Genomic DNA, 25,364 nt, shown 5'->3' on the forward strand with positions numbered 1-25,364 from the left:
CAAATGCCTCCCTTATGCTATGACTCATTATAAAACTCCATTTTTATTATTTTCAATGGTTCGCACTCTATTTTAGAAAAGTCATGACAACTATCATACTTTGCTATATGGCATCGGTCACGTTCATCAATCATTTCGCCTTGGTGTAATTGTAGCTGTTGCTACAGAAGTACATTTGCTGAATGAAGATAAAAACTATCTATTGAACAGGAAAGAAAAGTATGGTACATTTTGGTCAACTAAAAGCATGATTGCAGGGGGACTCATTTGGAGTTGAGAAGGTAAAACCTGACCCTTTGAACCTGTTAGTTAACACTGACGTAGGGAGCAATTCACATCTATTCACTGATGAAAGGCTCTTTTGCGTGTATTTTTTGCACAAAAAAGAGCCTTTTTTGCACGCTTACGTCCATCCAACAAAGGAGGACTTAAAATGATTTTGCAAACTATCCGTAAAAAAAGCCCACTAATTCATTGCATTACAAATTATGTAGTGGCAAATTTTCAAGCAAACGGTCTATTAGCAATTGGTGCCTCACCAGTTATGGCTGATGGCAATGACGAGGTCGAGGAAATGGTTGCAATTGCCTCAAGCTTATTGATAAATATTGGTACCCTTAATGACAAAACGAAAGAATCCATGATACTTGCAGGAAAAAAAGCCAATGCACTTGGCATACCTGTAGTTTTAGATCCAGTTGGCGCTGGAGCCACTACCTACCGAAAACAAACTGTAAAACAACTGTTAGAAGAGATTGAATTTGCAGTAATTCGCTGCAATATTGGAGAGCTTGCCGCAATTGCCAACATAAAATGGCAGCAAAAAGGTGTAGACAGTGGAACAGGTTCCATTTCCTTAGAGGATGAAGCGAAGAGAATTGCTCAGTTGTATCATTGTATAGTGATTGTCACAGGTGAAAAAGATTTTATAACTGATGGAAATCACCAGCAATGGATTACAGGTGGAAATCCTCATATGGCAGAGGTCACTGGTACTGGTTGCTTATTAAGTGCCATTTGTTGCGCTGCTTTTGTATCCGACAATCAGCCCTATTACCAATTAGTAGATGTACTAAGATGTTATAAAAAAATTGCTGAACAAGCCGGTTCTACTACACAATACATCGGTGATTTTCAAATTGCTATATTGAATGAACTATATCGTCTTTCAAAGGACGGTGAACGATAATGCAGGTTGTTACGACAATTGCTGGATCTGATAGTGGCGGTGGTGCTGGTATACAGGCTGATTTAAAAACCTTTCAGGAATTAAAGGTGTTTGGAACTTCTGTCATTACAGCTTTGACCGCTCAAAATACACTTGGTGTATCAGGGGTAATGCCCATTGAGGCAAGCTTTGTTGAGCAACAACTACAGGCACTATTGGAGGATTTTTCAATTAGTGCGGTGAAAACAGGCATGCTATTTTCCTCAGCCATTATTCAAACTGTTGCACAAATGACGGCTAATACAAAAGTCCCGCTTATTGTAGATCCTGTGATGATTGCAAAGGGCGGAGAAAGCTTATTGCAACAAGATGCCATCGATGCCATCATTAATCATCTACTGCCAGTGGCAACCATTGTGACTCCGAATATCCCGGAGGCCGAAACGCTTACTGGCAAAGAAATTAACACTTTAGCTGATATAAAAGAAGTAGCCAAGCTCTTGTTACAAACTGGAGTACAATGTGTCATTATAAAAGGAGGGCATTTAGCAGATAAGAATTTTGCCATTGATTATATATTTTTTAAAAATGGACAGTCTTTTTCTATGCAAACTCCTCGTATTGCGTCAAAAAATACACATGGTACTGGCTGTACGTTTTCAGCAGCCATAACTGCTTTTTTGGGCAGCGGTCTTCCTATAAAAGAAGCAATTATCGAAGCAAAAAAATTTATTCAATTAGCAATAACGTATGATTTAGCTCTAGGTAATGGGCATGGGCCGACAAATCATTTTGCCTATCAAAACTATAAGGAGACCTGTGAGGTGATTATTCATGAATCGTAAGGATTTACAGCTATATTTTATAATGGGCACAGGTAATGTTGTCCATCAGAAGCCAATACAAGTTCTTGAAAAAGCTTTACAGCATGGGATCACCATGTTTCAGCTTCGAGAAAAGGGACCTTGTGCATTAACAGGACAAGAATATGAAAATTTTGCTCGTCATTGTCAAAAGCTTTGTCAGCAGTATAATGTGCCGTTTATTATCAACGATGATGTAGAGCTTGCAGTAAAACTTAACGCAGATGGAATCCATATTGGTCAGGAGGATTTCCCTGTATCTAAAATTCGTAAAAAAATTGGAAAGATGATACTAGGTGTTTCAGTTCATTCTCATGCTGAATTAGAAACTGCTCTACAATATGGAGCAGATTATGTAGGAATTGGTCCCATTTTTGCAACCACTTCTAAAAGCGATGCGAAAACGCCAAGTGGAACGAAATTCTTGCAGGGCCTCCGCATTGAAAATCCGGAGCTTCCCATTGTTGCAATTGGAGGCATAAATTGTTCAAATGGACAATCAGTTATTGATGCTGGTGCGGATGGTATCGCTGTTATTTCTGCTATTTGTGATAGTGAGGATATTTCCCAGACAATAGCAACGTTTAAATCATTTTTTATTTAGGATAATTAAACTAAATGTAAGCAAACTAAAACCAGTGCCTTTTACGGTCACTGGTTTTAAGCTTAATAATTACTTATTCAGCAATTATTGATTGTTGTTTGGCATACCTTTTAATTGAGATTCTGCCATTTGTACAAGACGTTTAGTGATTTCACCACCAACGGAACCGTTAGCACGAGCTGAAGCGTCAGCTCCTAATTGAACACCAAATTCTTGTGCAATTTCGTATTTCATTTGATCAAGTGCTTGTTGTACACCAGGTACTGCAAGCTGGTTTGAACTGCGGTTGTTGTTTGAAGCCATGTTTCTCACCTCCTTGTGAATATAGAATGTGCGATATTAGATTTTTAATACAAAATTTTTAGAGGTAAATTGTACCTCCACAGGAAATAGGGGAAATTAAAAAAAGCCGCCTCAAATTTAGCTTTTGAGACGACTTACATTTAATTTATATCAAGTTTAATTATGACCAGATTTTTTTCAAGCTCATTCAACTAACTCTTCTTCAAAATCTAGGACATCTACCAAGGATTTATTCTGATTTAGCGGATATACAAACACCCCACTATTTATAGGGATAGAAGTTTTTTGCTGAATCAATATAAATTTCTTCTCGTTATAAAAGATCTGCAAATTTATCGGTTTCTTGTTCTTTTTTCGGGAAAATATAGACTTCTCGATTTTTCACAGCTCGTTCAATTAATTCGTCAAAATCCGAGAAGCTTTCGTAATGCTCAACCTTCTCAAGTTTTGGTTTTGTTTTTGGACTTGCAGGTGTAAAAATGGTGCAGCAATCTTCAAATGGCTGGATAGATGTTTCGTATGTGCCAATTTTCTCAGCAATATTGATAATTTCTAATTTATCAGTTGAGATTAAGGGACGTAAAATCGGTGTATTGGTTACAGCATTTATTGCAGTAAGACTTTCAAGTGTTTGACTTGCCACTTGTCCAAGGCTTTCACCTGTTACAATTGCTAGTGCATCTATATCCTCCCGTACCTTATCAGCAACTTTTAACATCATGCGGCGAGTTGTTGTCATTGATACATTTGAAGGTACTTTTTCTTTAATCAGTACTTGTATTTCAGTAAAAGGAATGACATGTAAACGAATACTTGCGCCAAACTTCGTTAATTCATTTGCTAGTACCTTTACCTTTTCCAATGAATTTTGGCTTGTATATGGTGGACTAAAGAAATGAATCGCCTCTAAGCGCACACCACGCTTCATCATTAAATAGCCAGCGACTGGACTGTCTATTCCACCAGAAAGCATTAACAGCGATTTCCCATTAGAACCTACTGGCATTCCACCTGCACCTGGAATCACTTGTGCCATCATATAAGTTGCATCATGACGCACTTCTACACGAAGCTCAATATCAGGATTCTTTACCTTTACAGATAGATTTTTGTAATTTGGTAAAACATAGCCGCCAATTTCACGTTGAATAGCATGAGATTCTAATGGAAAAGTTTTATCTGTGCGCTTCACCTCTACTTTAAAGGTAAGCTGCTCATTTTTAAATGTATCCATAATTGTAATGGCTAGCTTTTTCATAGCTTCAATATCTTTTTCACATGCTGCCACTGGGCTGAAAGATTGTATGCCAAAAATTTTAGGTAATCCTTCTAATAAAACATTCATTTGAATTTCATTTTGTATAGCGATAAACATCCGATCACGCTCTGTACGAATGTGTAAATGTCCCAAATCTGCAAATGCATGACGAATATTTTCACGCAATCGGCGGATAAAATCCATCTTATTGCGTCCTTTTGTTGAAAGCTCGCCATAACGAATTAAAATTTCTTTCCAAATCATTGTATATGTTCTCCTTTAAGTTCCATCATTACTTCATTTAATACATCTTTAAATTTTGCAATATCCTCATCCGATAAATAGGCACCAAAGCTTAAACGGATAACACCCTTTTTAAAATGCTCATCAAGTTTTAAGGCCTCTACCACATGGCTTGTTTTTGTTTGCTTTGACGAACAAGCACTTGATGTAGAAACGATTACCTGACGTTTTTGCATGGCATTAATAATAACCTCACCTTTTAAATCACGAATGCTAAAAGATAAAATATGTGCTGCTCCCTGAGGCGTAGATAAAATATGCACTGCCTCTCCATATTCACGTAACTGTAGACATATTTCATCATGCCATTTACGATATTTTTTTTCCTGATCCACCCTAGATTCCACTGCAATACGAGCAGCTTTGGATAAAGCGACAGCCTGCGGAACAGCCACTGTCCCACTGCGCAATCCATATTCCTGACCACCGCCAAGTGCATATGGCTGCCACTTCATATGTGTCCGAAACGCTAACACACCTGAGCCCTTAAATCCATGAATTTTATGCCCAGAAATGGAAATGCAGTCAGGTCCATCCTCATGGTTAAATGCTAAAGGTAATTTTCCGAAACTTTGAACAGCATCCACATGAAAAGCAGCCCTGCTCATGTTATGAATAATTTTAGCTGCTTCAAATATGGGCTGAATTGCGCCCATTTCATTATTAACGTGCATTATGCTTACTAAAATGGTATCCTTACGTACTTTTGCTCGAAGATCATCTAATGAAATCACTCCATTTTGATCCACTGGTAGATATTCTACTTCAAAGCCCTCTTTTTCAAGTTGTTTAACGGACTCTAGAACAGAGGGATGTTCAATTTCAGTCGTTATAATATGCTTGCCTTTATGTGTATTGCTGTGAGCCAGACCCAAAATTGCTGTATTATTGGATTCAGTACCACCTGATGTAAATAGCACATTTTTTGCTTCTGTCTGCAAAATATCTGCTACTTGCTCACGTGCACGCATTAATAAGTTGTTTGCTTCAACACCCATTGCATGTATGGAAGCGGGATTGGCATAATACTGCTCATTCACTACCATAAATGCTTGCATGACCTCTTTTAAAGGCTTTGTGGTTGCACTATTATCTAAATAAATTGTTTTTACTTCCATTAAAATTCACACACTTTCAAAACGTTGATTTAACGGTATTTATCATAACGCAATCTTGAACAATTGACTACTAACTTTAACGATTATTCTAATTTAGTTACTCATTTATTTACTTTTATGGCGAAAAACCATCCTTCATAGAATGGTAACTATTTTAGTGGGAAAAATTATTTCCATCAATTACGCCTTAGCATAATTGCGTCCAGATTTTTTTCGAGCTTGCTTGTAAAATCCCTCTTCATGTGATATCCGTCAGGGCTTTTACTTCCTGGAAACGCCCAAAAGTAAACGATACATTCATTTTTTCAACATTGTTATAAATGCGCTTGTTGCTGTGAATTCCATGCTTTTTTTAAAGCCTAATTTTTCGTAAAGATGAATAGCTCTCGTATTAAATTTAGCAACTGTTAAGCGGAGAGGGTACTGATTATTTTGTTGTATTTGATTTAGGATAAATGTAAAAAATTCCGTACCAAAACCTTTCCCTGTTAATTCAGGCTTCATCCCGATACCTACATCAATACATTCGTTTAGATATGCCCCATAGTCATGCCCTTTAGGAACTTGTGCAGATGCTCCTGTACAAAAAAAACCGACAAGTTCATCTTTGTCGTTAACAATTGAATAATATGGATTATCAAGTATCTCTTTTATTGATTCCTCAGAATGTTCGTTATTATAAAAATCATATGGAGTTTCATATTTCCAACTTACAATATCAGTCGCATAGCTTTCAGTCATTTCCCTAATAAAAAATGGCAATTTCCCCACTCCTTCATTTCGAAGTTCTATCCAGCGTATCCATCTGATTTCAAAAACAAAGCTGTCTAAAAAGTATTCGTATACTTTTTAGACAGCAGATGAAATTTCTTATATGGCTGTGTCTTAACTATCTTGACATGAATTCCTCTGCAACGAGCTCTTGAATTCGTTTTAAAGCGCCTGGCTCCATTTCTTCAACTGCCGTTCCAGCCTCTTCTAGTGCTTTGGAATAACGGAATTGATGAAAAGCTACTTCAGCTTCTTTTAAACGAGCATTCAAATTTGGATTTGTTACACGATGACGATTTCCATACTGAATAATCCGTTCAATTAGCATTACATTTTCTATCAATTCATTCGCCTTTTCTTTTACATCCTCCACACAAAGGGTAGCAGCCGTTAAATTATTATGTACTGTTCCCATATTAAGAGGTACTTCTTGCAAGCTTTGCATCACTACATAGATATGCTCTGCCGCCTCATCTAAACGCGCATCCATTTCATCTGGTATACCAGGAATATTGGCCTTATTTAAAAGTCGATCTGTCTCTTGCAATGCTTTCTTTAGGCTTTCTACTTGTGTACGTGCCTTATTCTCATCTATACGAAGTTTTTTCATCGTATTTGATAAATGCCCTTGTTCCTCATGAATTCGTTCAAGCTCATCACTAATTTCAATTAATTCCTCCTGCAAGCTTGAGTAAGCAGACTTCTCCTCTTTCACACGCATTGCAAGTAACTCATAACGTCGCTGTAATGCCTCTAATTGCTTTAAAGCCGCTTTTGGAATCTCAGCATCTTTTTCATTTAAATGATAGCTTTGTTGCACATAAGTCGCTTCATCACTAACCAATCTTGTTGAAGTAATAACATTGGTAATTGAACTTAGTAAGCGATCACAATTTTGGTCAACATAGTTTTTAGCGATAACCTCTTTTTCCAGTAAATCGTAGAATCGATCAATTTCTTCATTTATTTCAGCAACACGCGGCTTAACATCTGTCAAATTAAGCTCCGCTAACTCGTTTTTTAATGTTTTAAATTCTTCTTCAAACTTATTTAGTGCCTCTGCTAGCTCCAAATGCTGTAAATAATAGGATTGATCCTCCATTTCACGCTGACCACTACGCAATTCCTGTACAGCTCCAGGTAGCTTTACTTGCAGCTCTGTTAAAATCGTTGGTACATCATTGATATAGTCAAATGTTTGTTGCGATTCATGGTTTAGGCTAATTACAATCTCCCTTGCCTGCAAATAATTCCCTTCGCTTGTCAGTACATCAAATTCATCAAACTTTTGAACGAATGTCTCCAGTCTATTTTCTAATGCTGGTAAAGCTACACCAAATGAATGTTGATGGGCTAACAAGGTTTTACGCGCAGAGCGATAATATTCTTTTAATTGTTCAATTTCTATACGGTTTTTTTCTTCGCTGCCAATTAATTCATTTAATTCTTCTAAAATTTTATCTTTATCCTGTTCACACTTTTGAATATAATCCTCTATCTCACGTTCAATGAGTGTTGCTTTTTTAAAACGCAGTCTATTTATTTGGTCCTCTGCATCAAATAACAGCGAATCAATTTTTGTCATATGTACATCGATGACTTCATCCCAGCTATTACGCCATCGTTCAAACATCTCTTCTGTTTCACCGTTCATATTCAAAGATTTTACTTTGGAAATTTCCTCGTTTATGGGGTTATTTTGTATTTGTAATTTTTCATTTTCAAGCTTTGCAATGATTGTTGTATGTTTTCGTCGCATCATAAATCCCACTATAGCTAAAATTAATAGTAGGACAACCGGAATGATGATATACTCCATCGTAAGCCTCCTATTCTACAATAAACGAATTGGCTAGTTGTATTTATTATATACTATGTTTTCGCCTTTTGTACTAAAATTTAAGCGTTTTTCGGAAAAGTGTATGACAACGCTCAGGTATAATCAATTTACGCCATAGTATTAATAACGTTCGGATTTTTTCGAGCTCGCTTGAAAAGCTTCTCTTCAAAATCCTTAACATCTGCTGGGGGCTTTAATCTTGATTGATTAAAAACACAGGGAGTGGTAATTTAATGAAACGAGACGGACACATTCATAGTCCTTATTGTCCACATGGTACTACTGATACATTTAAGCAATATATTGAGAAAGCAATTGCTAATTGCTTCACTGATATTACGTTTACGGAGCATGCGCCTTTACCATCAGGTTTTATTGACCCTACACCAGAACAAGATAGTGGTATGAATCCAGAATTTCTAATGTCTTATCTTAACGATCTGCAGTGCCTGCAAAAGCAATATGCACGAGACATTCGTATTCATATTGGATTAGAGGTTGACTACATTCATGGCTTTGAACAAGAAACACGTGAATTTTTGGATACATATGGACATTATTTAAATGACTCTATTTTATCAGTCCACTTTTTATCATGGCAAAATACATTTGAATGTATCGATTATTCTCCAGAAAGCTTTATCGATTTTTCTAAAAAAGTAGGCTCTGTTGAACAGGTTTATCATTTATATTATGATACGGTTCTACAATCCATTAAAGCAGATTTAGGAAAATATAAGCCTAAACGTATCGGACACCCCTCACTTGTTCACAAGTTTCAGCTAGCACATAAAGTAAAAGTTGATGACATTGAGAGGATTCGAGAAGTTTTAGATTGTATGAAGCTAGATGGCTATGAGCTAGATATAAATAGTGCTGGTTTAAGTAAAGCACATTGTCAGGAACCTTATCCACCATTTGCCTTTATTGAATATAGTAAATCTATAGGATTGCCTGCTGTTTTTGGTTCAGATGCGCACAGTGCCAGTGATTTACATCAACACTACCATGTTATATTTCCAAAATAAATAACTTTTAAACGAGGTGCTAGTATGTTTACGAAAATTCATTATGATGGCCCTATCGCTGAACAATATCATTCATTGACTAAACAATTGGATGCCCTACTTACAGGAGAAACAGATCGCATTGCCAATTTAAGCAACGCCTCTGCATTATTGAATCAATTTTTAACTAACATTAACTGGGTTGGTTTTTATATCTTACAAGGAGACGAGTTAGTGCTGGGTCCATTCCAAGGCTTACCTGCCTGCGTTAGAATTCCTACTGGGCGCGGTGTTTGCGGAACAGCTGTAGCTCGAAAGGAAACAATCGTTGTTAAAGATGTACATGAATTTCCAGGACATATTGCCTGTGATGCGGCATCACAATCAGAAATCGTTATCCCTTTAATAAAAAGCGGAGAAGTGATAGGTGTTCTTGACATCGACGGTCCAATTGTTAATCGATTTTCAAAAGATGATCAAGACGGATTAGAGTTATTCGTCCATACGCTACTTCTACATTTATAAAAAGCATCAATTACACCCCAGCGTAAGTATGTCCAGGTTTTTTTATAAAAGCTCCTATTTAAAATTTGTGACTCATCGGGGGCTTTAGGCTACCACGATGGATGTCACTCAGGCGTTTTTACAGGATGTGAAGATTTTAGTTGAGTTCCTCTATTACAACGAATTTACTGTACCTGACGCTTCACTCTCGGTACAAAAATATTTGTGGCTTTCACACAGTAAAGATTTACTGAAATCAAAATAAAAATTGCCCTGAAATGGTTTAACAATTGTCATTTCAGGGCAATTCATTTATATAGAAAGGATGCAATGTGTTATTCCATTTAAACATTGGTTTTTACGGATTCGCGGTCATGAATACAGAAACGATTTTTACCACTATTTTTTGCTTGATATAATGCAGTATCAGCATGTAAAAATACAGATTGAAACGCAGGGCGATATTGTTCATCCCAAGTAATAAGACCTGCCGAAATAGTCACTTTTGGATCTGTAGCTTTGGGAATGACTGCAACAATTGTTGCTGCCAATTCTATGGCGTCTTTTTCATTAATATTTGGCACATAAACGGACATTTCTTCTCCACCCCAGCGCGCACAAATACCTCGCGTGCCAATTGTTTCTTTTAATTGTACCGCAATTTGTATAAGAATCTTATCACCAATTTGATGACCGTACGTATCATTAACACGTTTGAAGTTATCAATATCAATCAGCAAGAACATTCCGGATTTATCGTTCTTAAGCGATTTTTCAACATACTGATCTAAATAACTTCTTGCATATAATTTTGTTAGATGATCCAAATCTACCATTTCTTGAAGTTGATTTCGTAAAATTGAGTTTGCAATTGCTAAAGACGAATGATGAATTAAAGATTGCATTAATTTAAAGCTATCAAATGAAAAGAAATAAGGCTCTTTGTGTAATACAATACTAAAGCCATTTATTTTTTCCTCCATTAAAATTGGGATTGCCATAATTGATCGATATTCAGTTTGACTAGGGGTTAATCTGCTGAAATCAGCAATAAATAGTGGATCATTGGTATGCTCAAAATGTTGTTCAACATGTTTGATATATGTTATACCCTCTTGTGAGTTAAATAATGCTGTACTAGCGCCAGTCACTTCAAAGGTTTCATTATTTTTAAATGCAAAACAGACTTCCATTGGCTGAAAAGATTTCATTAACTGTTTTTGTAGGAAAAGTAACATTTCATGAATGTCAATCCTCATGTTTAATCGATGTGATGTTTCATTGATGAGTTGTAAGTCACTTACGAGGCGGTGCGATTGATGATATAATTTTGCATTTTCGAGTGCATTTCCTGATGCTTGTGCTAGCATACGCACAAAATCCTTTTCGGTCGTTGAAAAAAGATATGTTGTAGGTGCACTTACTTGTAATATGCCATAAATTGCTTGTCTCCCTTTTATAGGAGCATTCAATAATCGACAATTCAAATCGCCTGCAAGTTCCGTTGTCAATTCTCCTGATACAAAAGCCTCAATCGTTGCTGGCCTTTCAGATAAATAATCAAAAAGCTTAATCTCGATAGTCGTATGGCGGTCCTGATCATTCGATAAAATAAGCTCTACATTAAATTCTGGGAAATTATCCTTAATATTCTTCAAGACATTTTCCAAAATTAAATCAATATCCATCGTGGAATGAAACAAATCAGTCATATTATATAATTTTCTATACTGATCTTCATTCACTTTTACTTCTAGATTCTCTCTAATCATCTGTAAAACCTTCGTAAGCGTTTCCACACATTCATCCCCGTAATCCGAGGACATAAAGTCTGTCCAAGCATCTGTTGCCTCAACGAGTAACACCCCAATTGGATTTTTGCCATCTGCTTGAAAAAGCACCATATCTGTCATCATCGCATAGGCTTCTTTTTCTTTTAATATATAAGGAATTTTCACCACTTTTTGTTGATAAAAGCTAGCTTCAATCATTAACCATGACACAGCATTTAGTTTTGTTTCAATCGTCAAAGCAGCCATTTCTTCGACTGGTATTAAGGAATTACCCTCGAAACTGAGAAAAGCTGCATTAGCAATTTGCAAGTGCTTCTTTAGACACTGTTTTAATGGATAAAAGTACTCATTAAAACCGGCTTGTTCTTCCTTCGAACTCACCCAAAAGCTCAAAACATCTGATTTTATATATTTTAGCGTTTGTAAATGGTCTGTCATGAAATCACCTTTTCTATATAACGTCCAAATCAATTACTATTAACTTATAATATATTATACATAATTTGTGTCATTTTGACTATGTAATTCTGTTTTACTTTTACATTTTACATTTCTCACCGTATCTTTAACTATTTTGGGATAGTGTAAAATGTATAGAGAGGAATTTTCTACTATATGACCACTTTAAAAATAGTTTGTCTAATAATTGACGTCAATGCCAATAGCAGTTACAATGTAGGTTGTGTAAAATAAACGCAGCAGTGGTATAAGCTTATACCTGTATTTTATTCCTCTATTAAGTGGTGTATAACTTCTTAGTTCACATAACAACAAAATAGATGGTGTATTGTGTAACCTAACGGCTGCATAGGCGAAAGTACATGAAAATAAAATGCATATAGGAATGGGTACTACTGGTTTTTGTTTTACAACAAAAAAACCAAATTTAAAGGAGGAGACAACATTATGTCTCGTTATACAGGTCCATCTTGGAAATTATCACGTCGTCTTGGTATCTCACTAAGCGGTACAGGTAAAGAAATCGAAAAACGCCCTTACGCACCAGGTCAACACGGTCCTAACCAACGTAAAAAATTATCTGAATACGGTTTACAACTTCAAGAGAAGCAAAAACTTCGTCACATGTATGGCATGAACGAACGTCAATTCCGTACTCTATTTAACCGCGCTGGTAAAATGAAAGGTGTACACGGTGAAAACTTCATGATCCTTCTTGAAACTCGCCTTGATAACCTTGTTTACCGTTTAGGTTTATCACGCACTCGTCGTGGTGCACGTCAATTAGTAAACCACGGTCACATCTTAGTAGATGGCAAACGCGTTGATATCCCATCATACAGCGTAAAACCAGGTCAATCGATTTCTCTTCGTGAAAAATCTCAAAACCTTGCTGTAGTAACAGAAGCAATCGAAGTAAACAACTTCGTACCTGATTACTTAACTTTTGATGCTGACAAAAAAGAAGGTACATTCACTCGCCTTCCAGAACGTTCTGAATTATCAGCTGAAATCAACGAAGCATTCATCGTAGAGTTCTACTCTCGTTAATAAAAATTCGTTGCATTTAGCAACACAAAAAGCCTTAGAAACCTTGTTAATTCAAGGATTCCGAGGCTTTTTTCTTTTATCGTACCTTGCATTAAAACGCATTAAAATTCTTTTCGCTAGGGTTTGATTAGGGTTGAACCCTAACTATAAAAATAAGCTTGGCGGCGCTTGTATAGAAATGTGTGAGTTATTTAGATTGAGGCTAATGCTTCAATCTTTTTTATTTGTCCTTTAGGGAGACAAGACCAAATTGAGCAGAATCCAAAATTGGATTTTGTTCTAGTATAAAAGCCCTCCCCAATAAGCTATGGAAGACAAATTCCCAAGCGTTTGGTAATTTAACAATGAAAATAATGTAGCTCTTCCATAGCCTTGATAAGTTTTTTCTATGAGATGGGCGCAATTTTGAGCTCATCTCTAATTTTCATTTTACTCAAAGCAAAATTGCGTTCACCTCCTAACTCCTCATTTGAGGACTGGGGTAAATTCCCCTCACCTAAATTATTACCCTCACTGTAATATTCTTTTTGTACTAATCGCTAAATCTAAAGACAAATAATGATAGGCTGAATTTTCAGCTCATCTAAATTTCCGATAATCATTCAAAACAAAAAGCACCCACACTCTTTTTTGTGGATGCTCTCATGACCTATTTAACAATATGCAAATGCTGCTTCTTGTTGAGCTTCAACTTGATAGGCTTGCCATGCCTTACATACATTACCTCGCCTTTGCCGTTTCTGAACGTGTTCTCGGTGTCCATGCCCTGTGAAGCCATAAACTCTTCCATCAAGTTTAAATGACCGTCAAAACGCCTCATAGCACTCATGGCTACCATGCCTTGTACAGCAAAATCCATAATGTCACGATTCATATATTCCATGATTAGTTTCAGGATGTTTTCACCTATTTTTTCATGTGGCTTTAGCTTTAATTCGTTGATGGCTTCGATTGTTGAATAGTAGTCCTTCATTTCATATTTAGCACCGTCATACACCTTCTCAATGGGAAATAGATTCATAAACTCATGCAGCGTTAAGAGACCCATGATCCCCTTTAAGCCTGATATAAACTCAAAGCAAGTTTTAGCTTCATCTGCAGTAATTAATTTTGGGTATGTGCCAACTGCCTTCACCCCATAATACACAATCTTTGGTATGTGCTTTGATTGGTCTGCCCCTTCTTCTGTCGGACATGCTTTTAATGAGCGGATATAAGCTTTTATATAAATTCTATGTTTATTCATTTCTTCTATTGATTGTGTTTCTGGCACGTATTGCATGTTTCATCACTCCTGTTTATATGATTTTAAAAATAAGAAGCAGCCACAATAATGGTTGAAGCTGCTCGTTGTTTTTGATATAGTCAATTTGCGATATTTTCTTGAGTCACTGTTCCAGCAGTGGCTTTTTTATTTTCCTCGCCTTTCCACACAACTTTCGCTACTGTTTCAGTAATATACGTTAACACTTCCTCAAAGCTTTCTGGTTCTCTACCAAATTCTTTAGTGAATGTTTTTATGTTGCCTTCCATGGCAAAAGCGTTCCAACCTACCTTACTGTTGATATCAAGTTTATTAGCTGCATCAGTCGATTGCTCTGATTCACTTCTAACCACTATCTGATATAATTCATCTGCATGTATGTTAAGGGTATTAACTTCTTCTGTAATATTTTTGAACAATGGATGGAAAGCCATATCAATTAAACGAACTGTATCTTGAATTTGTAAAATAGACATATAAGCCATTCCCCTATCCTCATGCCAACCGTTTTCCGTTATTTCATCAAGTTTATTTAGTAATTGCGCTACAGCACCTTGTACTACTTCTAATTGAATCATTTGCGCTGATAATCCATAAACACTGTGGCTATTTTCTTGAACAACTGTTTCTAATGTGTGCTGTGTATGTTGCTGCATATTTTCATTCTCCTTTTTCGTCTATGTTTTATTTAGTTGCGACTGCATTCAAAAGTAATTGTTTGTTATGATCAGACATTACACACCATTCTTTAACCGTTACTTTCATTTGCATTCACTTCCTTTCTTATTAAAATAATATTGATGGTCCATCTCATTCAGTTAGCCAGTTATAGAAAGGCACTGGAGGCTCATTTACATGCTTTTGAACTATCTTTGGTGTATGTCTATCTCTACGTTGTAATGCCTTCTTATGAGCCCCTATGAATATGGCTCGTATTGTTTTAGTGACCGTCAGCACACCATCTTTAATATCGTTGGCCATTTTAAAAATGATGTTCTTTGCCTTTATGAATTCTTGAATGCTGCTTACATTAGATGCTAATACCACTTTATGCAGATCATCCTTAAAGTTATCCGGAAGAGGTAACAAATACATAAAGTCATATAACATCACTTGATAATCATTCATAAATTCTTTGCATGCTTTCCTATCAGCATGAACATGGTTATAGACTTCTTGTAATGGAACAACCTCAAAAGGCTCATAATGACTTTCAAATGTTTCAGATTGGACTGGCAAAATAATATAGATGTTTGCGCCTCTACCTCCCTTTTCCTTAGTAGTTGTTTGTTTCTTGATAATACCTAGTGATTCTAATTTCTTGATAGCACGATAAACCGTCTTTGTACTGATCTCTAAGCTCTCAGCAATTGTGGAAGCTTTCAGGTGACACACTCCAGGATAATTAAGAGAGTGTGAAGCAAGCTTGAAAACGATGGCACGTTCCGATTCTGTTAAATCATAGTAGTGTTGCTGGAGATGCTCCTTCACATGCTGGTCCATATCGGCTATTGAATCGAATGTTGTATATTGTGCTAAGTATTTAAATGCCATCGTTATCCCCCCTTTCCCAGCAACCTGTCGGCTATTTCTTGTCCATTCACCGACTAACCTTTGATGGTCTTCCAAACACTTCCTAAACTATAAGTTCAACTTTGTGAACTAATAATACAACTTAATAAACATCAAGTCAACTATTTATGAATAAAAAGTTTAACTTCATGAACTTTTAGTTTATAATATTTACAGAAAGGGGTTTATGTTATGTCATTCGATTACAAACCGTTTTTTAAGACACTTATCGACAAAGAAGTAACAAGAGAACAAATAAAAAAGGATCTTCAATTGTCTCCAGCAACAATGGCTAAGTTAGCAAAAGGAGAAAATGTCTCCATGAGTGTGGTAGACAAATTATGTGATTATTTAGAGTGCGAGGTAGAGGATATAATCTCTCATGTAAAATCGAATAAAGAATAAACAAGAAAACACTTCCGGCTCATCGTGCAGCTGAAAGTGTTTTTCTTTTGTCCAAAATAAAAGCAACCACATTTCTGTAGCTGCTTGATTATATATATTAATTATTAATAGCATGTTTTAAAAGATTAAAAGAAATAATGATTAAGATTTGAATTTGCTTGATTCATACTTACTCACACAAAGGATTTAAGCATTTCAACGGTAAGACATTGCAGTGGGACATTACTAGCATATCAACTATTATTGCCACCCATCACAGAGTGGTCTTTTTTATTTATTCATCTGAAGCCTTCTGTTAATTTAAGTGCAAGGTTTCACAATCTTTTTTATTCAGTGGGTTCCAGCATAGCAGCACGTTAGAGCTAAGATAAAAATAAAAGTTAAGACTGCTCCTAAAACGTTTTGGTTATGAGTACTTTTTCCATTCTTTAAGTTCTTCAATAAAGTAGTAAAATTTAAAAACCATAAAACTCCTAATAAAGGTATGACAAGCAAAAGCATAAATAACATAAATTATTCCTCTCCTTCACATTTACAAAATTTTATTCAACAAACTCGCCCTGTTCGTTTAATAATACCTAATAAAAAAATAATTTGAACAAATATTTCCATTTACCATTCAAGCCAATTTTCTATGTTTGGTCCACTACATATTTCTGAGAAACTATCTCTTTCCTTTAGCCAGTTATAGAAAGGTACTGGACGTTCTTTATAAGGAGTTTCTTCTATATGTGATGATTTACTAGACTTCATATTGGTACGCTCCAAAGCCTTACTATATGCCCCTGTGAATACGACTCTTTTGATATTTCTAGCAAACTTCAATATTATTAATGTTGCAGATAGATAAAATATAAATGGGGATTTCAAAATGAACAAACTAGAACAAACAACTCAAGAATTACTGGAAGCTGGTTATACGATTGAGGAAATTAAAGCAGCTTTTGAGGAAGTTATTGAACAACAGGCTAAACAGTCCAGTACAGATCGTGAGACAGATAACTAATATTGGTTGTCTGTTTTTTTGTATATACTTTTAACTCTCAATTTCCTAAAATGGAAATATAGAGGGGGATGTAAAATTGAAGAAAAAATTAGTATTTAGTGCAGCGTTAGTTTTAAGTTTAGGTTTAGGTGCATGTGGTGAAGAAAAACAAGATAATGATAAGGTAAATGCAGATAGTGAAATAGTAGAAGCATATAGTCGTGAAATTACAGCAGAAGAACAAGAATATATTCAATTAGTTATAAATGACGATTTCGATACTCTAATTACTAAAACAGAAGGAAAAGCAAACGAAATACAACAAGATTATAATAATCTTGGATTAGCATTTGAAAAATTCAATGGTGTAGACGAAAACCTACCGAGGGTATTCACATCTGCAACTCTATTAAAATATGAATACGTACTTAAGAAACTTGAAGAGATAAAATATATACCAGATGAGATTAAAGAAAAAGTTAATGAGTTAATAATTGTTGCAAAAGAGAAAGAGGAAAAGTGGATTAAGAAATCAGAAGAAAATCAAGCTATATACGAAGCAGAAGATGAAAAAAGGGAACTTGAATTTAAAAAAAGCGAACTTGAATTTAAAATTAATAAGAGAACTATGAATCCTAAAGCAGTTTACATTGGAATGACAAAAGAAGAAGTTTTGGTAGACGGATGGGGTAAACCTATAGATATTAACAGAACAACTACTACATATGGTGTAAGTGAACAATGGATTTATGAAGATTATAAATATCTATATTTTGAAGATGGAATTTTAACTACTATTCAAGATTAATCAAAGGAGCACTTGAGAAAATCATGGTAGCCCTGGATGTAAAGAACTTAGGTGAGTTGCTACAAAGTATAGATGAGGAAACAGATAACTAACAAAGTTGTCTGTTTTTTATTATGTTCATTTGGATTCTAATTACCTAAAATGGAAATATAGAGGGAGGAATGAGCTAATGAAAAAATTATTATACATAGGAGCTATGTCAGCATTACTACTTGCTGCTTGTGGTGAGGAAAAAGCTGAAAAAACAGATGCTGCTCAGGAAGAATTAGATAAAGCTAAAGAAAAAGAGGCTGAACAAGCTAAAAAAGATGCTGAGTTAAAGGCGAAAGAAGAGGAAGAACGAAAAGCTAAAGAAGCTGAGGAAAAGGCTCTTGCTGAGCAGAAAGCCAAAGATGAAACTGGAGACAAAGTAAATAAAGAAATTGCTGTAAGTGAAGTGAAAGAAATAGTCGAAGATTGGCTTGGTGAGAATGATAAATTAATTAGTTTAACTATCGAAAATGATGAGATTAAAGCAGTAATAAAATTAGGACCTAATAGATTCAATATACCAGCAGAAAACATGGCTGTAACAAGTTATAGTAGCGTAGCTGATGATTTACTATTAGAGGAAGGTTGGAACACATTAACAATTGAATATGTTGATGTCGGAACGGTATCTATGAATATATCCGAAAAAGAAACGAATGAAATTGGTTCGCCTTATTTCCCTGTAGCAGTTATAACAGAAAGGTTGAAGTAATAATTTTAGTCACTCAAATGAGTGGCTTTTTGTTTGCCATTTCTTTAGTATAAATTTTAATTTGCTATCAGCAAATTAATAACTAAAGTAGCAACACCTCCTCCATTTGTTCAAACATTGTTCATCTCTCCACAATTATTTTCATAGTTGGAATATAATTTACCCTCACCGCACAGAATATTTTTTAACTGAATAAAAAGGTGGTGAGAATATGAAAGTTGAATTAGAGCTCACTTGTTCTGAATTACTTTTGGTTTTCTTCGTACTTGAAAAAATCTTCTTCTAATTAAGAAGGTGACAATGCTAAAAGAAAAGGCATTGTCATACGGTTTAATTAACAAAATACATAAAAGCATTTTTCTTTAATTACAAACACATAATAAAAAGCCACACCATGTAAGATGTAGCTTTAATTTTAGAATGGTAAATCATCTTCATCTACTGTTACAGATGCAGTTTCTTTGATGTTAGATTCTTCTTTTTTCTCGCTTGAAGGATCAACATATATATAGTTGCCATTTTTATTCTTTAATACATTTACATAATTATTTAAAAAATTTACTGTTTCATTTTTGGGGTGATTCCCCAAATAAAACGATTCTTCCCTTAAACCTTGTGGATCTAATCCTTCTTTTTCACACAGTCGCTTCTTAAGTTCTTCAAATAATTCTAATTCCTCATATTTATCTATTATCCCCTTTAAATCAGCGATATAAGAATTGATAGGGTATCCCATATGATATGAAACGGATATCTCTCCATAACTTGATAATTCCCTAGTTGTATCTATAAGTACCCATCCTTTTTCTAAATATGAGTTTACAAATCTCGCGCCAACCACTTCGATTTTATAGTATTGTGACATATAATTAGCCTCCTTTTGGTTGTTTACATGTATTTGTTCATTTTCAATGTTTAAATTGTTATTATCACAACTTAGTTGAGTATCAAGATTTTTTACTATTTCTAAGCCTTTTTGAAGATACTCATCTAAAGGGGTTTTTGCAATAATATGATCAGCTTCTAGCTCTCTTTTACTCCAAGATTTCCTTTCAAGATAACGTTTTTGGCTCTCAAATAATTCCCTATTAGAATATTTCAAACGTTCTTCATCTTTTGTATCTCTTCCTAAATACATTATTGTTTGAATAAACTTTATTTCATCAAATGTTAGTTGATACATATAATTTTCTAATTGTTGAATAGCTTCAACACTGTTACTGGTCTGTCTATTACAAGCGAGTTGATACACTTTTTTTGTGACATTAATAAAATGAGAATAATTCATTTATATCCCTCCCTATCCACTTACTATTATTATATATCAATATCTAACAAATCGAGTAGGAGGGGGTGACTAACCCCCGACCTCTCTCACCACCGTACGTACGGACCCGTATACGGCGGTTCAATTAAGATGAATAACGCAAGATTTCATAACGAGCTTGCAGACTTTTGAGCCCTTGGTTACTCCAATAAGAGTTACCAAGGGTTCTGTGTAATATTGGACTTTTCGAAATACGCCAGTAACTCTTGCGAGTATTGCCCCATTCGTAAGCCTTCCAGTCTGGAACTCCTAAGCGAATGAGGTTGCGCACTTTCGTACGAGGCTTCTTCCAATTCTTCCATAAACACATGCGAAGTCTTCTTCTAATCCATCCATCCAGTGATTCAAATACTGATTTCGTATCCGCTAATGCAAAGTAGCCACACCACCCAATTAAGTATTGATTCAATTGTTGAATTCGGTACTCCATTGGAAATGGCTTCTTTCTAGCTGTTAATTCCCGAATTTTATTCTTCATTCGCTTTATGCTCTCTTTCGCAATTCGAACTTGTGGTTCTTTGCGGGAGGTAAAGCTAAATCCTAGGAATTTACGTTGCCAAGGACGAGCCACTGCGGATTTCTTCTCATTTACTTTCAATCGTAGCGTCTTCTCAATAAAGGTTTTGATACTTGCCATCACTCGTTCTCCTGCTCGTTTTGTTTTCACATAAATATTGCAGTCATCGGCGTAACGGACAAATTTATGACCACGTTTCTCTATCTCTTTGTCTAATTCATCCAGGACAATGTTTGAGAGGAGTGGACTCAGTGGACCCCCTTGGGGTGTTCCTTCATCTGTATCATAAACGACACCATTTATCATGACACCCGATTGTAAGTATCTACGAATCAGCTTGAGTAGAGGTTTATCAGAAATTTTCTTCGCTAATGTACTCATTAGACGGTCGTGGTTTACTTTGTCGAAGAATTTCTCTAAGTCCATATCTATTACCCAGCGGTATCCTTCTTTTATATAGCCTTTGGCTTCTCGGATTGCATCGTGAGCACTTCGTTTTGGTCGAAATCCGTAACTATGATTCGAGAAGTTCAGGTCGTATAGGTTGGATAGCACTTGGGCAATCGCCTGTTGAATGAGTCGGTCTGTCACGGTTGGGATTCCTAATAGTCGCACACCGCCGTCAGGTTTCGGGATTTCGATTCTGCGGACTGGTTGTGGTTGGTAGGTTCCCTCAAGAATTTGCTTCTTAATCGTTAGCCAGTTTTCGACTACATGCTGTCGTAGGAATTTTACGGGCATTTTGTCTACTCCATGACTCCCTTTGTTTCGTTCCACCCGTTTGAGTGCGAGAAGCAGATTCTCCCGTGATAATATTTGATTCATTAACATCTCGTTCGATTCCTCCGTGAATAGCTTGTCTTTTTATAACAGTTTCTACTGCACCCGCTCAATGTCCCTCATGGGATTCACCATTACCTCCATTAAGTCGGTCCTTTTGGATTTTCTGTGTTTATCATAGAAAACTGCATGCCAAGGGCTATTTTCTCCGAATTGTTCGGTCCTTCCCCTTCATTCTAGAAGTGAATGGTACTATGACCTCTGCTGACTTCTGATGGTTCAGCTACCTATCGCTAAGTAGGTTACAAAGTGTACTTTGCGTTTCCATCAGACCTCCCCGGGTAAGCGCATGCACTTTCACACCATCTATCCGCCTCATTTACTCGATATGACCTTCGACAGAAAGGACTTTGTGTTGTTAAGCACACTCATCCAATCATACCTAGCCTTCTATGAGATTCGTGTTCCTCGGACCGGTGTTTTGCCTCCAGCTTCCTTCAGATTCCGCGTCGCCACGGACACCCTTGCTCTTGGCTAACCTCTACTTCTGTCTTCGGGGTTCGGGACTTGCACCCTATAGTTCATACGCATGCCGGGCGCACTTAAAAAAACACCTACCCAAAGGTAAGTGTTTTGATAATGCCTATTTATTGCCACCCATAAGAGTGGTCTTTTTTATTAATCATCACATTATTTCAATGCATCTTTTAATAAATTCTTTTCATGTTCTACTATACTACTAATTATAATGCCACAAACCATTTTATCGTTGTCTATAGCAAATCCTACATTATCATTTTGTACAATTGACATAATTTCATTTTCTGAAAATGATATCAATACTTTATCATCTCCTATATAAACATTCAATTTGCCCTTTTCATCCATATATGTCTTATTAATAGATTCTTCAATTTGAAAAATAGGTAAACCTTCAATATAATTAATATCTTTAAAATTGAAATTTTCCGTATGGTGTACATGCTCACACAAAGTTAGTGTAATGGAACGAATTTTACCTGTATATTTCCCTACTCCTATTTCAACTAAAGATTTCTTAAAATCCCCAGTTCGCCAATATATTGTTGGTTCCTTTGTAATATTCCAAGTACCGAATTCTATATTAATCGGTATATATAAATCAAATTCAATATTTACAGTCTGTCTCTCTTCGTACTCTATTACTTGTAACATAAAACATATCTCCTTCAAGCTACGGCATATAAACGGCATGCTTTATTACTGGTAGTAATCCATCTTCACGTGGCTTACTAAATATTAACTCCCAATTGCCTATATTCATAATTTCTTCATATTTAATGCCTTCCTTAACTGCACCTTTAACAGAATTATGGAAACTGGTCAATAAAGTTTGGCTATTTATCGGCATACCATGTGTAGTTGCATCTCTTGTGATATACTCGACCATATGTTTTGTTCCGTTTGGATGTACCCAGAATTTTTCTCCGTCTGCTTCTAATTCAAATGATTTCGGTATTTTTGTACCATCATAAAATGGTTGAGTAATATTTATATATTCCCATACTGTACCATCTTCAGGCTCCTTAACAACATCTTCACCAAGCTTAACGGATATTAATTTCTCTTTATCCCACACTGATTCAACTTTCAAATCACCATTTGGACCCTTAAGGACAGACGTTCTAACTACTCGACCATTATCTAGTGTCTCTCGAATACTCGTAGGATCATCAAAAGTATTAGATAAATTATCGAGTACAAGTTTCTTGCCTTTTGCATCGTCAAAAATGCCAATGTTATTTAGCTGCAGTTCCATAGCAAGGGAACGATCTATATGGTTTTTATTACCCGTTGCATTCCCGAAAATGAACTCCAGCTTTGAGCCAAAGTAAGGTACGCCCTCACACTGTCCTGAATCCACTTCCATATTATCTGAATCATTACAGCTTGGGTTGCTTGGTTCTGTTGGTTTTTCAGGTTCAGGTTCTTTTTCAACAATAGCTTTTCCAGTTTCAGCATCTTGCCATTTGCCATCTGGTGTTTGAATAACAGCTCGATCATCTATATATTTAACTTCTGGTTTTTCCCATCCTAGCTGACAGGTTACATTGTCTACTTGTGCTGTACCGTCTTTATTAACTACCGTTACTGTACCATCAGAATTCAAGAAGGTGCTACCTGATACAGACATCTGAATCTTAGTGCCATTAGGACACACTAGATAAGGTTTTGGTTGAGGTGTAGCTATCTTGTCTAGTTTTTCATCGACATACTTTTTAAACCTGTCAAAATCGTCATTAGGTTTGTCATCTATTATGACTACACTGTCATCTGTCTCAAAGTGCGCAGATACGCCAAAAAGATTCATAATTGGTATAACTTTACCAAAATCGCCTCTATAGTATTCATAACCTAATTGATTTTGCTCAAAAAAACTATAAGTAGATGGAGAAAAATTAATAGTATCGCCATCATAAAAATACCTACTACCAGCTGTAATGATAAATCTACCAAATCCACTATTATCTGCACGACCAGATACCAAATAATCAAAAGCAACTACACCATCGTCGTAACGAATCTTAGTAGTACCATTAATCACAAGTACATAACCAAACTTAACTCTAAATTCACTGCATCTTGTCATTTGTGACGGACATTTATCACTCACAACTACATATTTACTAAGGTCATTATATATAGGCGGATAATACTTATCACCATAATCCCCAAATGTCTTTTTAAACCAATCACCAATCGTCAAAAAATACCCTCCGCCAGCTGAGACAACATCTTGCAAGCTAGCATGATTTAGCTCTTTAGCTTCTCCCCACCAAAATTTTGCATAGTCCTTTAATTGGTCAACTGATTTGTTGACATATTCTTTATTGTTCGTATATTGCCCTGTTATGTAAGCTGTCTCCTCTACCAATGTCTCATAGATTGCTTGCCCATATCCCTCATACTCCATTAATGCTGCATGGTCATATTCTGTATTTGCCCCTAAAGCCGAAGGTGGCAAAATTAAAGAACAAATTAAACAGAAAATAATTACTAAAGGTAACTTACGCATGATTTCCTCCCTAGATATATTTTTATATACCAAAGTTACCATATAAATACTTTGCAAGAAATATAATCTAAGGAAATATGCCTTAATTAATGTAATTCGAATTGCTTAATTTATAAATTGTGGAAGGCTCCCACACTAAAATAACAAAAGACCACACTCATAATGATTGATCTGACAGTTTATCTGAAAATAAAAAAACACCTACCCAAAGGTAAGTGTCTATATAAACAATTTATTCAATTGCTTCATTGCTCTTTTCTTATTCTTCTTCAGTTGTTGCACCGTTATAGGCTTGGCTTTTGGTGCTGGTCCTTCAATATCATTAGAGATTTCTTTTGAACGTTGCTCCGCTGCTTCTGTGTCTTTATCATAGTATGCCTCAATAAATGTAAGATGCTTTTTCACAACTCCACGTAGTAACTCATAATCAACCTTTTTACGTTCTATAAAGTATTGTTTTAGCACTTCCACATCTTGTGTAGGTAAAACATCCAAGATAGAGCAAAAACGCTTGTATGCCCTCTCTAAGCGGTCTATTTGACGTTTCCTGTTCTCTTTCTCTGCAATAATCATTAAAGCGAGTCGTTCGGTTCCTTTAGTTATACTTACATCGTCATCATAAGAGGTAACACCGTATGAAAACTCATACAATTCCTGAAAGTATTGTTCCGCTGATCGCTCTAAATACTTGGCCAACTCTTTTGACGTAGCATCCTTCCACAAGCAATACATGGTGTTACGGATCCGTGCCTCCATCACTGGAATATCGTTATCCGATTCACTACTTATTTCATACCTTGTTCCAACTGTAATGGCTGCTATTTGCTCTCCAAATTCTTCACTAATCATTGCTAGATTCATAGAACAT

The 25,364-nt window shown here is 35.8% G+C and carries 25 protein-coding genes and 1 riboswitch; of the genes, 10 read left to right on the plus strand and 15 right to left on the minus strand.

What is annotated here, in order from left to right:
• The first annotated feature begins 245 nt into the window (after positions 1–245).
• Positions 246–344: riboswitch (TPP riboswitch) on the plus strand.
• An 89-nt stretch (positions 345–433) separates the two neighbouring features.
• From thiM to thiE, 3 genes are read left to right on the plus strand one after another with little or no spacing between them, the layout of a single operon-like run.
• Positions 434–1,189 (plus strand): hydroxyethylthiazole kinase, encoded by a 756-nt coding sequence (gene thiM / locus QNH24_RS19545; RefSeq protein ID WP_283869165.1) that lies wholly within the window; start codon positions 434–436, stop codon positions 1,187–1,189.
• Positions 1,189–2,013 carry a bifunctional hydroxymethylpyrimidine kinase/phosphomethylpyrimidine kinase gene (thiD, locus tag QNH24_RS19550; protein WP_283869166.1) on the plus strand — a complete coding sequence of 275 codons (825 nt, stop codon included), beginning with the start codon at positions 1,189–1,191 and terminating at the stop codon, positions 2,011–2,013. The genes thiM and thiD overlap by 1 nt, the downstream gene beginning before the upstream one ends.
• Positions 2,003–2,635, plus strand: coding sequence for a thiamine phosphate synthase (gene thiE, locus QNH24_RS19555; RefSeq protein WP_283869167.1), 633 nt, complete (start codon positions 2,003–2,005; stop codon positions 2,633–2,635). Before thiD ends, thiE begins: the two co-directional genes overlap by 11 nt.
• Before the next feature lie 84 nt (positions 2,636–2,719).
• Here thiE and QNH24_RS19560 read toward each other — a convergent pair whose 3' ends face one another.
• The 5 genes from QNH24_RS19560 to ezrA form a co-directional block, all read right to left on the minus strand.
• Positions 2,720–2,938 (minus strand): alpha/beta-type small acid-soluble spore protein, encoded by a 219-nt coding sequence (locus QNH24_RS19560; protein ID WP_012295642.1) that lies wholly within the window; start codon positions 2,936–2,938, stop codon positions 2,720–2,722.
• A gap of 313 nt (positions 2,939–3,251) precedes the next feature.
• On the minus strand, positions 3,252–4,460 hold the full coding sequence (thiI, locus tag QNH24_RS19565) for a tRNA uracil 4-sulfurtransferase ThiI (protein WP_283869168.1): 1,209 nt from the start codon (positions 4,458–4,460) through the stop codon (positions 3,252–3,254).
• A complete protein-coding gene (locus tag QNH24_RS19570) occupies positions 4,457–5,617 on the minus strand; it encodes a cysteine desulfurase family protein (protein WP_283869169.1) in 1,161 nt (386 codons plus the stop codon). Before QNH24_RS19570 ends, thiI begins: the two co-directional genes overlap by 4 nt.
• A gap of 297 nt (positions 5,618–5,914) precedes the next feature.
• Positions 5,915–6,388 (minus strand): GNAT family N-acetyltransferase, encoded by a 474-nt coding sequence (locus tag QNH24_RS19575; protein WP_430674196.1) that lies wholly within the window; start codon positions 6,386–6,388, stop codon positions 5,915–5,917.
• A 118-nt stretch (positions 6,389–6,506) separates the two neighbouring features.
• A complete protein-coding gene (gene ezrA / locus QNH24_RS19580; RefSeq protein WP_283869171.1) occupies positions 6,507–8,207 on the minus strand; it encodes a septation ring formation regulator EzrA in 1,701 nt (566 codons plus the stop codon).
• 254 nt (positions 8,208–8,461) lie between these two features.
• On the opposite strand from ezrA, the gene hisJ reads away from it, so the two are divergent.
• Both hisJ and QNH24_RS19590 read left to right on the plus strand, forming a co-directional pair.
• A complete protein-coding gene (gene hisJ, locus QNH24_RS19585) occupies positions 8,462–9,256 on the plus strand; it encodes a histidinol-phosphatase HisJ (protein WP_283869172.1) in 795 nt (264 codons plus the stop codon).
• A 24-nt stretch (positions 9,257–9,280) separates the two neighbouring features.
• The gene (locus QNH24_RS19590; RefSeq protein WP_283869173.1) at positions 9,281–9,760 is read left to right on the plus strand and encodes a GAF domain-containing protein; all 480 of its coding nucleotides are present in this window, start codon (positions 9,281–9,283) and stop codon (positions 9,758–9,760) included.
• 323 nt (positions 9,761–10,083) lie between these two features.
• Here the strand turns inward: QNH24_RS19590 and QNH24_RS19595 are convergent, their stop codons facing one another.
• A complete protein-coding gene (locus tag QNH24_RS19595; RefSeq protein ID WP_283869174.1) occupies positions 10,084–11,970 on the minus strand; it encodes a sensor domain-containing diguanylate cyclase in 1,887 nt (628 codons plus the stop codon).
• A 468-nt stretch (positions 11,971–12,438) separates the two neighbouring features.
• Here QNH24_RS19595 and rpsD point away from each other — a divergent pair, with 468 nt between their 5' ends.
• The gene (gene rpsD, locus QNH24_RS19600) at positions 12,439–13,041 is read left to right on the plus strand and encodes a 30S ribosomal protein S4 (protein ID WP_054770899.1); all 603 of its coding nucleotides are present in this window, start codon (positions 12,439–12,441) and stop codon (positions 13,039–13,041) included.
• Positions 13,042–13,690: 649 nt separating this feature from the next.
• Here the strand turns inward: rpsD and QNH24_RS19605 are convergent.
• The 3 genes from QNH24_RS19605 to QNH24_RS19615 all read right to left on the minus strand — a co-directional run bounded on the left by QNH24_RS19605 (position 13,691) and on the right by QNH24_RS19615 (position 15,859).
• Positions 13,691–14,323 (minus strand): hypothetical protein, encoded by a 633-nt coding sequence (locus QNH24_RS19605; RefSeq protein WP_283869175.1) that lies wholly within the window; start codon positions 14,321–14,323, stop codon positions 13,691–13,693.
• Between the two features lie 83 nt (positions 14,324–14,406).
• On the minus strand, positions 14,407–14,961 hold the full coding sequence (locus QNH24_RS19610; protein ID WP_283869176.1) for a hypothetical protein: 555 nt from the start codon (positions 14,959–14,961) through the stop codon (positions 14,407–14,409).
• A 154-nt stretch (positions 14,962–15,115) separates the two neighbouring features.
• Positions 15,116–15,859 carry a helix-turn-helix domain-containing protein gene (locus QNH24_RS19615; protein ID WP_283869177.1) on the minus strand — a complete coding sequence of 248 codons (744 nt, stop codon included), beginning with the start codon at positions 15,857–15,859 and terminating at the stop codon, positions 15,116–15,118.
• A 210-nt stretch (positions 15,860–16,069) separates the two neighbouring features.
• Between QNH24_RS19615 and QNH24_RS19620 the strand changes: the two genes are divergently transcribed.
• Positions 16,070–16,282, plus strand: a complete 213-nt coding sequence (locus QNH24_RS19620) for a helix-turn-helix domain-containing protein (protein WP_008179076.1) — start codon at positions 16,070–16,072, stop codon at positions 16,280–16,282.
• Between the two features lie 612 nt (positions 16,283–16,894).
• On the opposite strand, the gene QNH24_RS19625 is transcribed toward QNH24_RS19620, so the two are convergent.
• The gene (locus tag QNH24_RS19625) at positions 16,895–17,035 is read right to left on the minus strand and encodes a hypothetical protein (protein WP_283869178.1); all 141 of its coding nucleotides are present in this window, start codon (positions 17,033–17,035) and stop codon (positions 16,895–16,897) included.
• Positions 17,036–17,153: 118 nt separating this feature from the next.
• On the opposite strand from QNH24_RS19625, the gene QNH24_RS19630 reads away from it, so the two are divergent.
• The 3 genes from QNH24_RS19630 (at position 17,154) to QNH24_RS19640 (ending at position 18,817) form a co-directional block, all read left to right on the plus strand.
• On the plus strand, positions 17,154–17,288 hold the full coding sequence (locus QNH24_RS19630) for a hypothetical protein (RefSeq protein WP_283869179.1): 135 nt from the start codon (positions 17,154–17,156) through the stop codon (positions 17,286–17,288).
• Positions 17,289–17,364: 76 nt separating this feature from the next.
• Positions 17,365–18,075 (plus strand): hypothetical protein, encoded by a 711-nt coding sequence (locus tag QNH24_RS19635; protein ID WP_283869180.1) that lies wholly within the window; start codon positions 17,365–17,367, stop codon positions 18,073–18,075.
• 169 nt (positions 18,076–18,244) lie between these two features.
• Positions 18,245–18,817, plus strand: a complete 573-nt coding sequence (locus tag QNH24_RS19640; protein WP_283869181.1) for a hypothetical protein — start codon at positions 18,245–18,247, stop codon at positions 18,815–18,817.
• A gap of 415 nt (positions 18,818–19,232) precedes the next feature.
• Here the strand turns inward: QNH24_RS19640 and QNH24_RS19645 are convergent, their stop codons facing one another.
• The 5 genes from QNH24_RS19645 to QNH24_RS19665 all read right to left on the minus strand — a co-directional run bounded on the left by QNH24_RS19645 (position 19,233) and on the right by QNH24_RS19665 (position 25,357).
• Entirely contained in the window at positions 19,233–20,105 is an 873-nt protein-coding gene (locus tag QNH24_RS19645) for a DUF3775 domain-containing protein (protein ID WP_283869182.1), read from the minus strand.
• A gap of 124 nt (positions 20,106–20,229) precedes the next feature.
• A complete protein-coding gene (gene ltrA, locus QNH24_RS19650) occupies positions 20,230–21,492 on the minus strand; it encodes a group II intron reverse transcriptase/maturase (protein ID WP_283869086.1) in 1,263 nt (420 codons plus the stop codon).
• Between the two features lie 639 nt (positions 21,493–22,131).
• On the minus strand, positions 22,132–22,635 hold the full coding sequence (locus tag QNH24_RS19655) for a hypothetical protein (RefSeq protein ID WP_283869183.1): 504 nt from the start codon (positions 22,633–22,635) through the stop codon (positions 22,132–22,134).
• A gap of 19 nt (positions 22,636–22,654) precedes the next feature.
• A complete protein-coding gene (locus QNH24_RS19660; protein WP_283869184.1) occupies positions 22,655–24,496 on the minus strand; it encodes a hypothetical protein in 1,842 nt (613 codons plus the stop codon).
• Positions 24,497–24,715: 219 nt separating this feature from the next.
• Positions 24,716–25,357, minus strand: a complete 642-nt coding sequence (locus tag QNH24_RS19665; protein ID WP_283869185.1) for a hypothetical protein — start codon at positions 25,355–25,357, stop codon at positions 24,716–24,718.
• Positions 25,358–25,364: the final 7 nt, after the last annotated feature.

It is taken from the genome of Lysinibacillus pakistanensis, from assembly GCF_030123245.1.
Lineage (GTDB): Bacteria > Bacillota > Bacilli > Bacillales_A > Planococcaceae > Lysinibacillus > Lysinibacillus pakistanensis.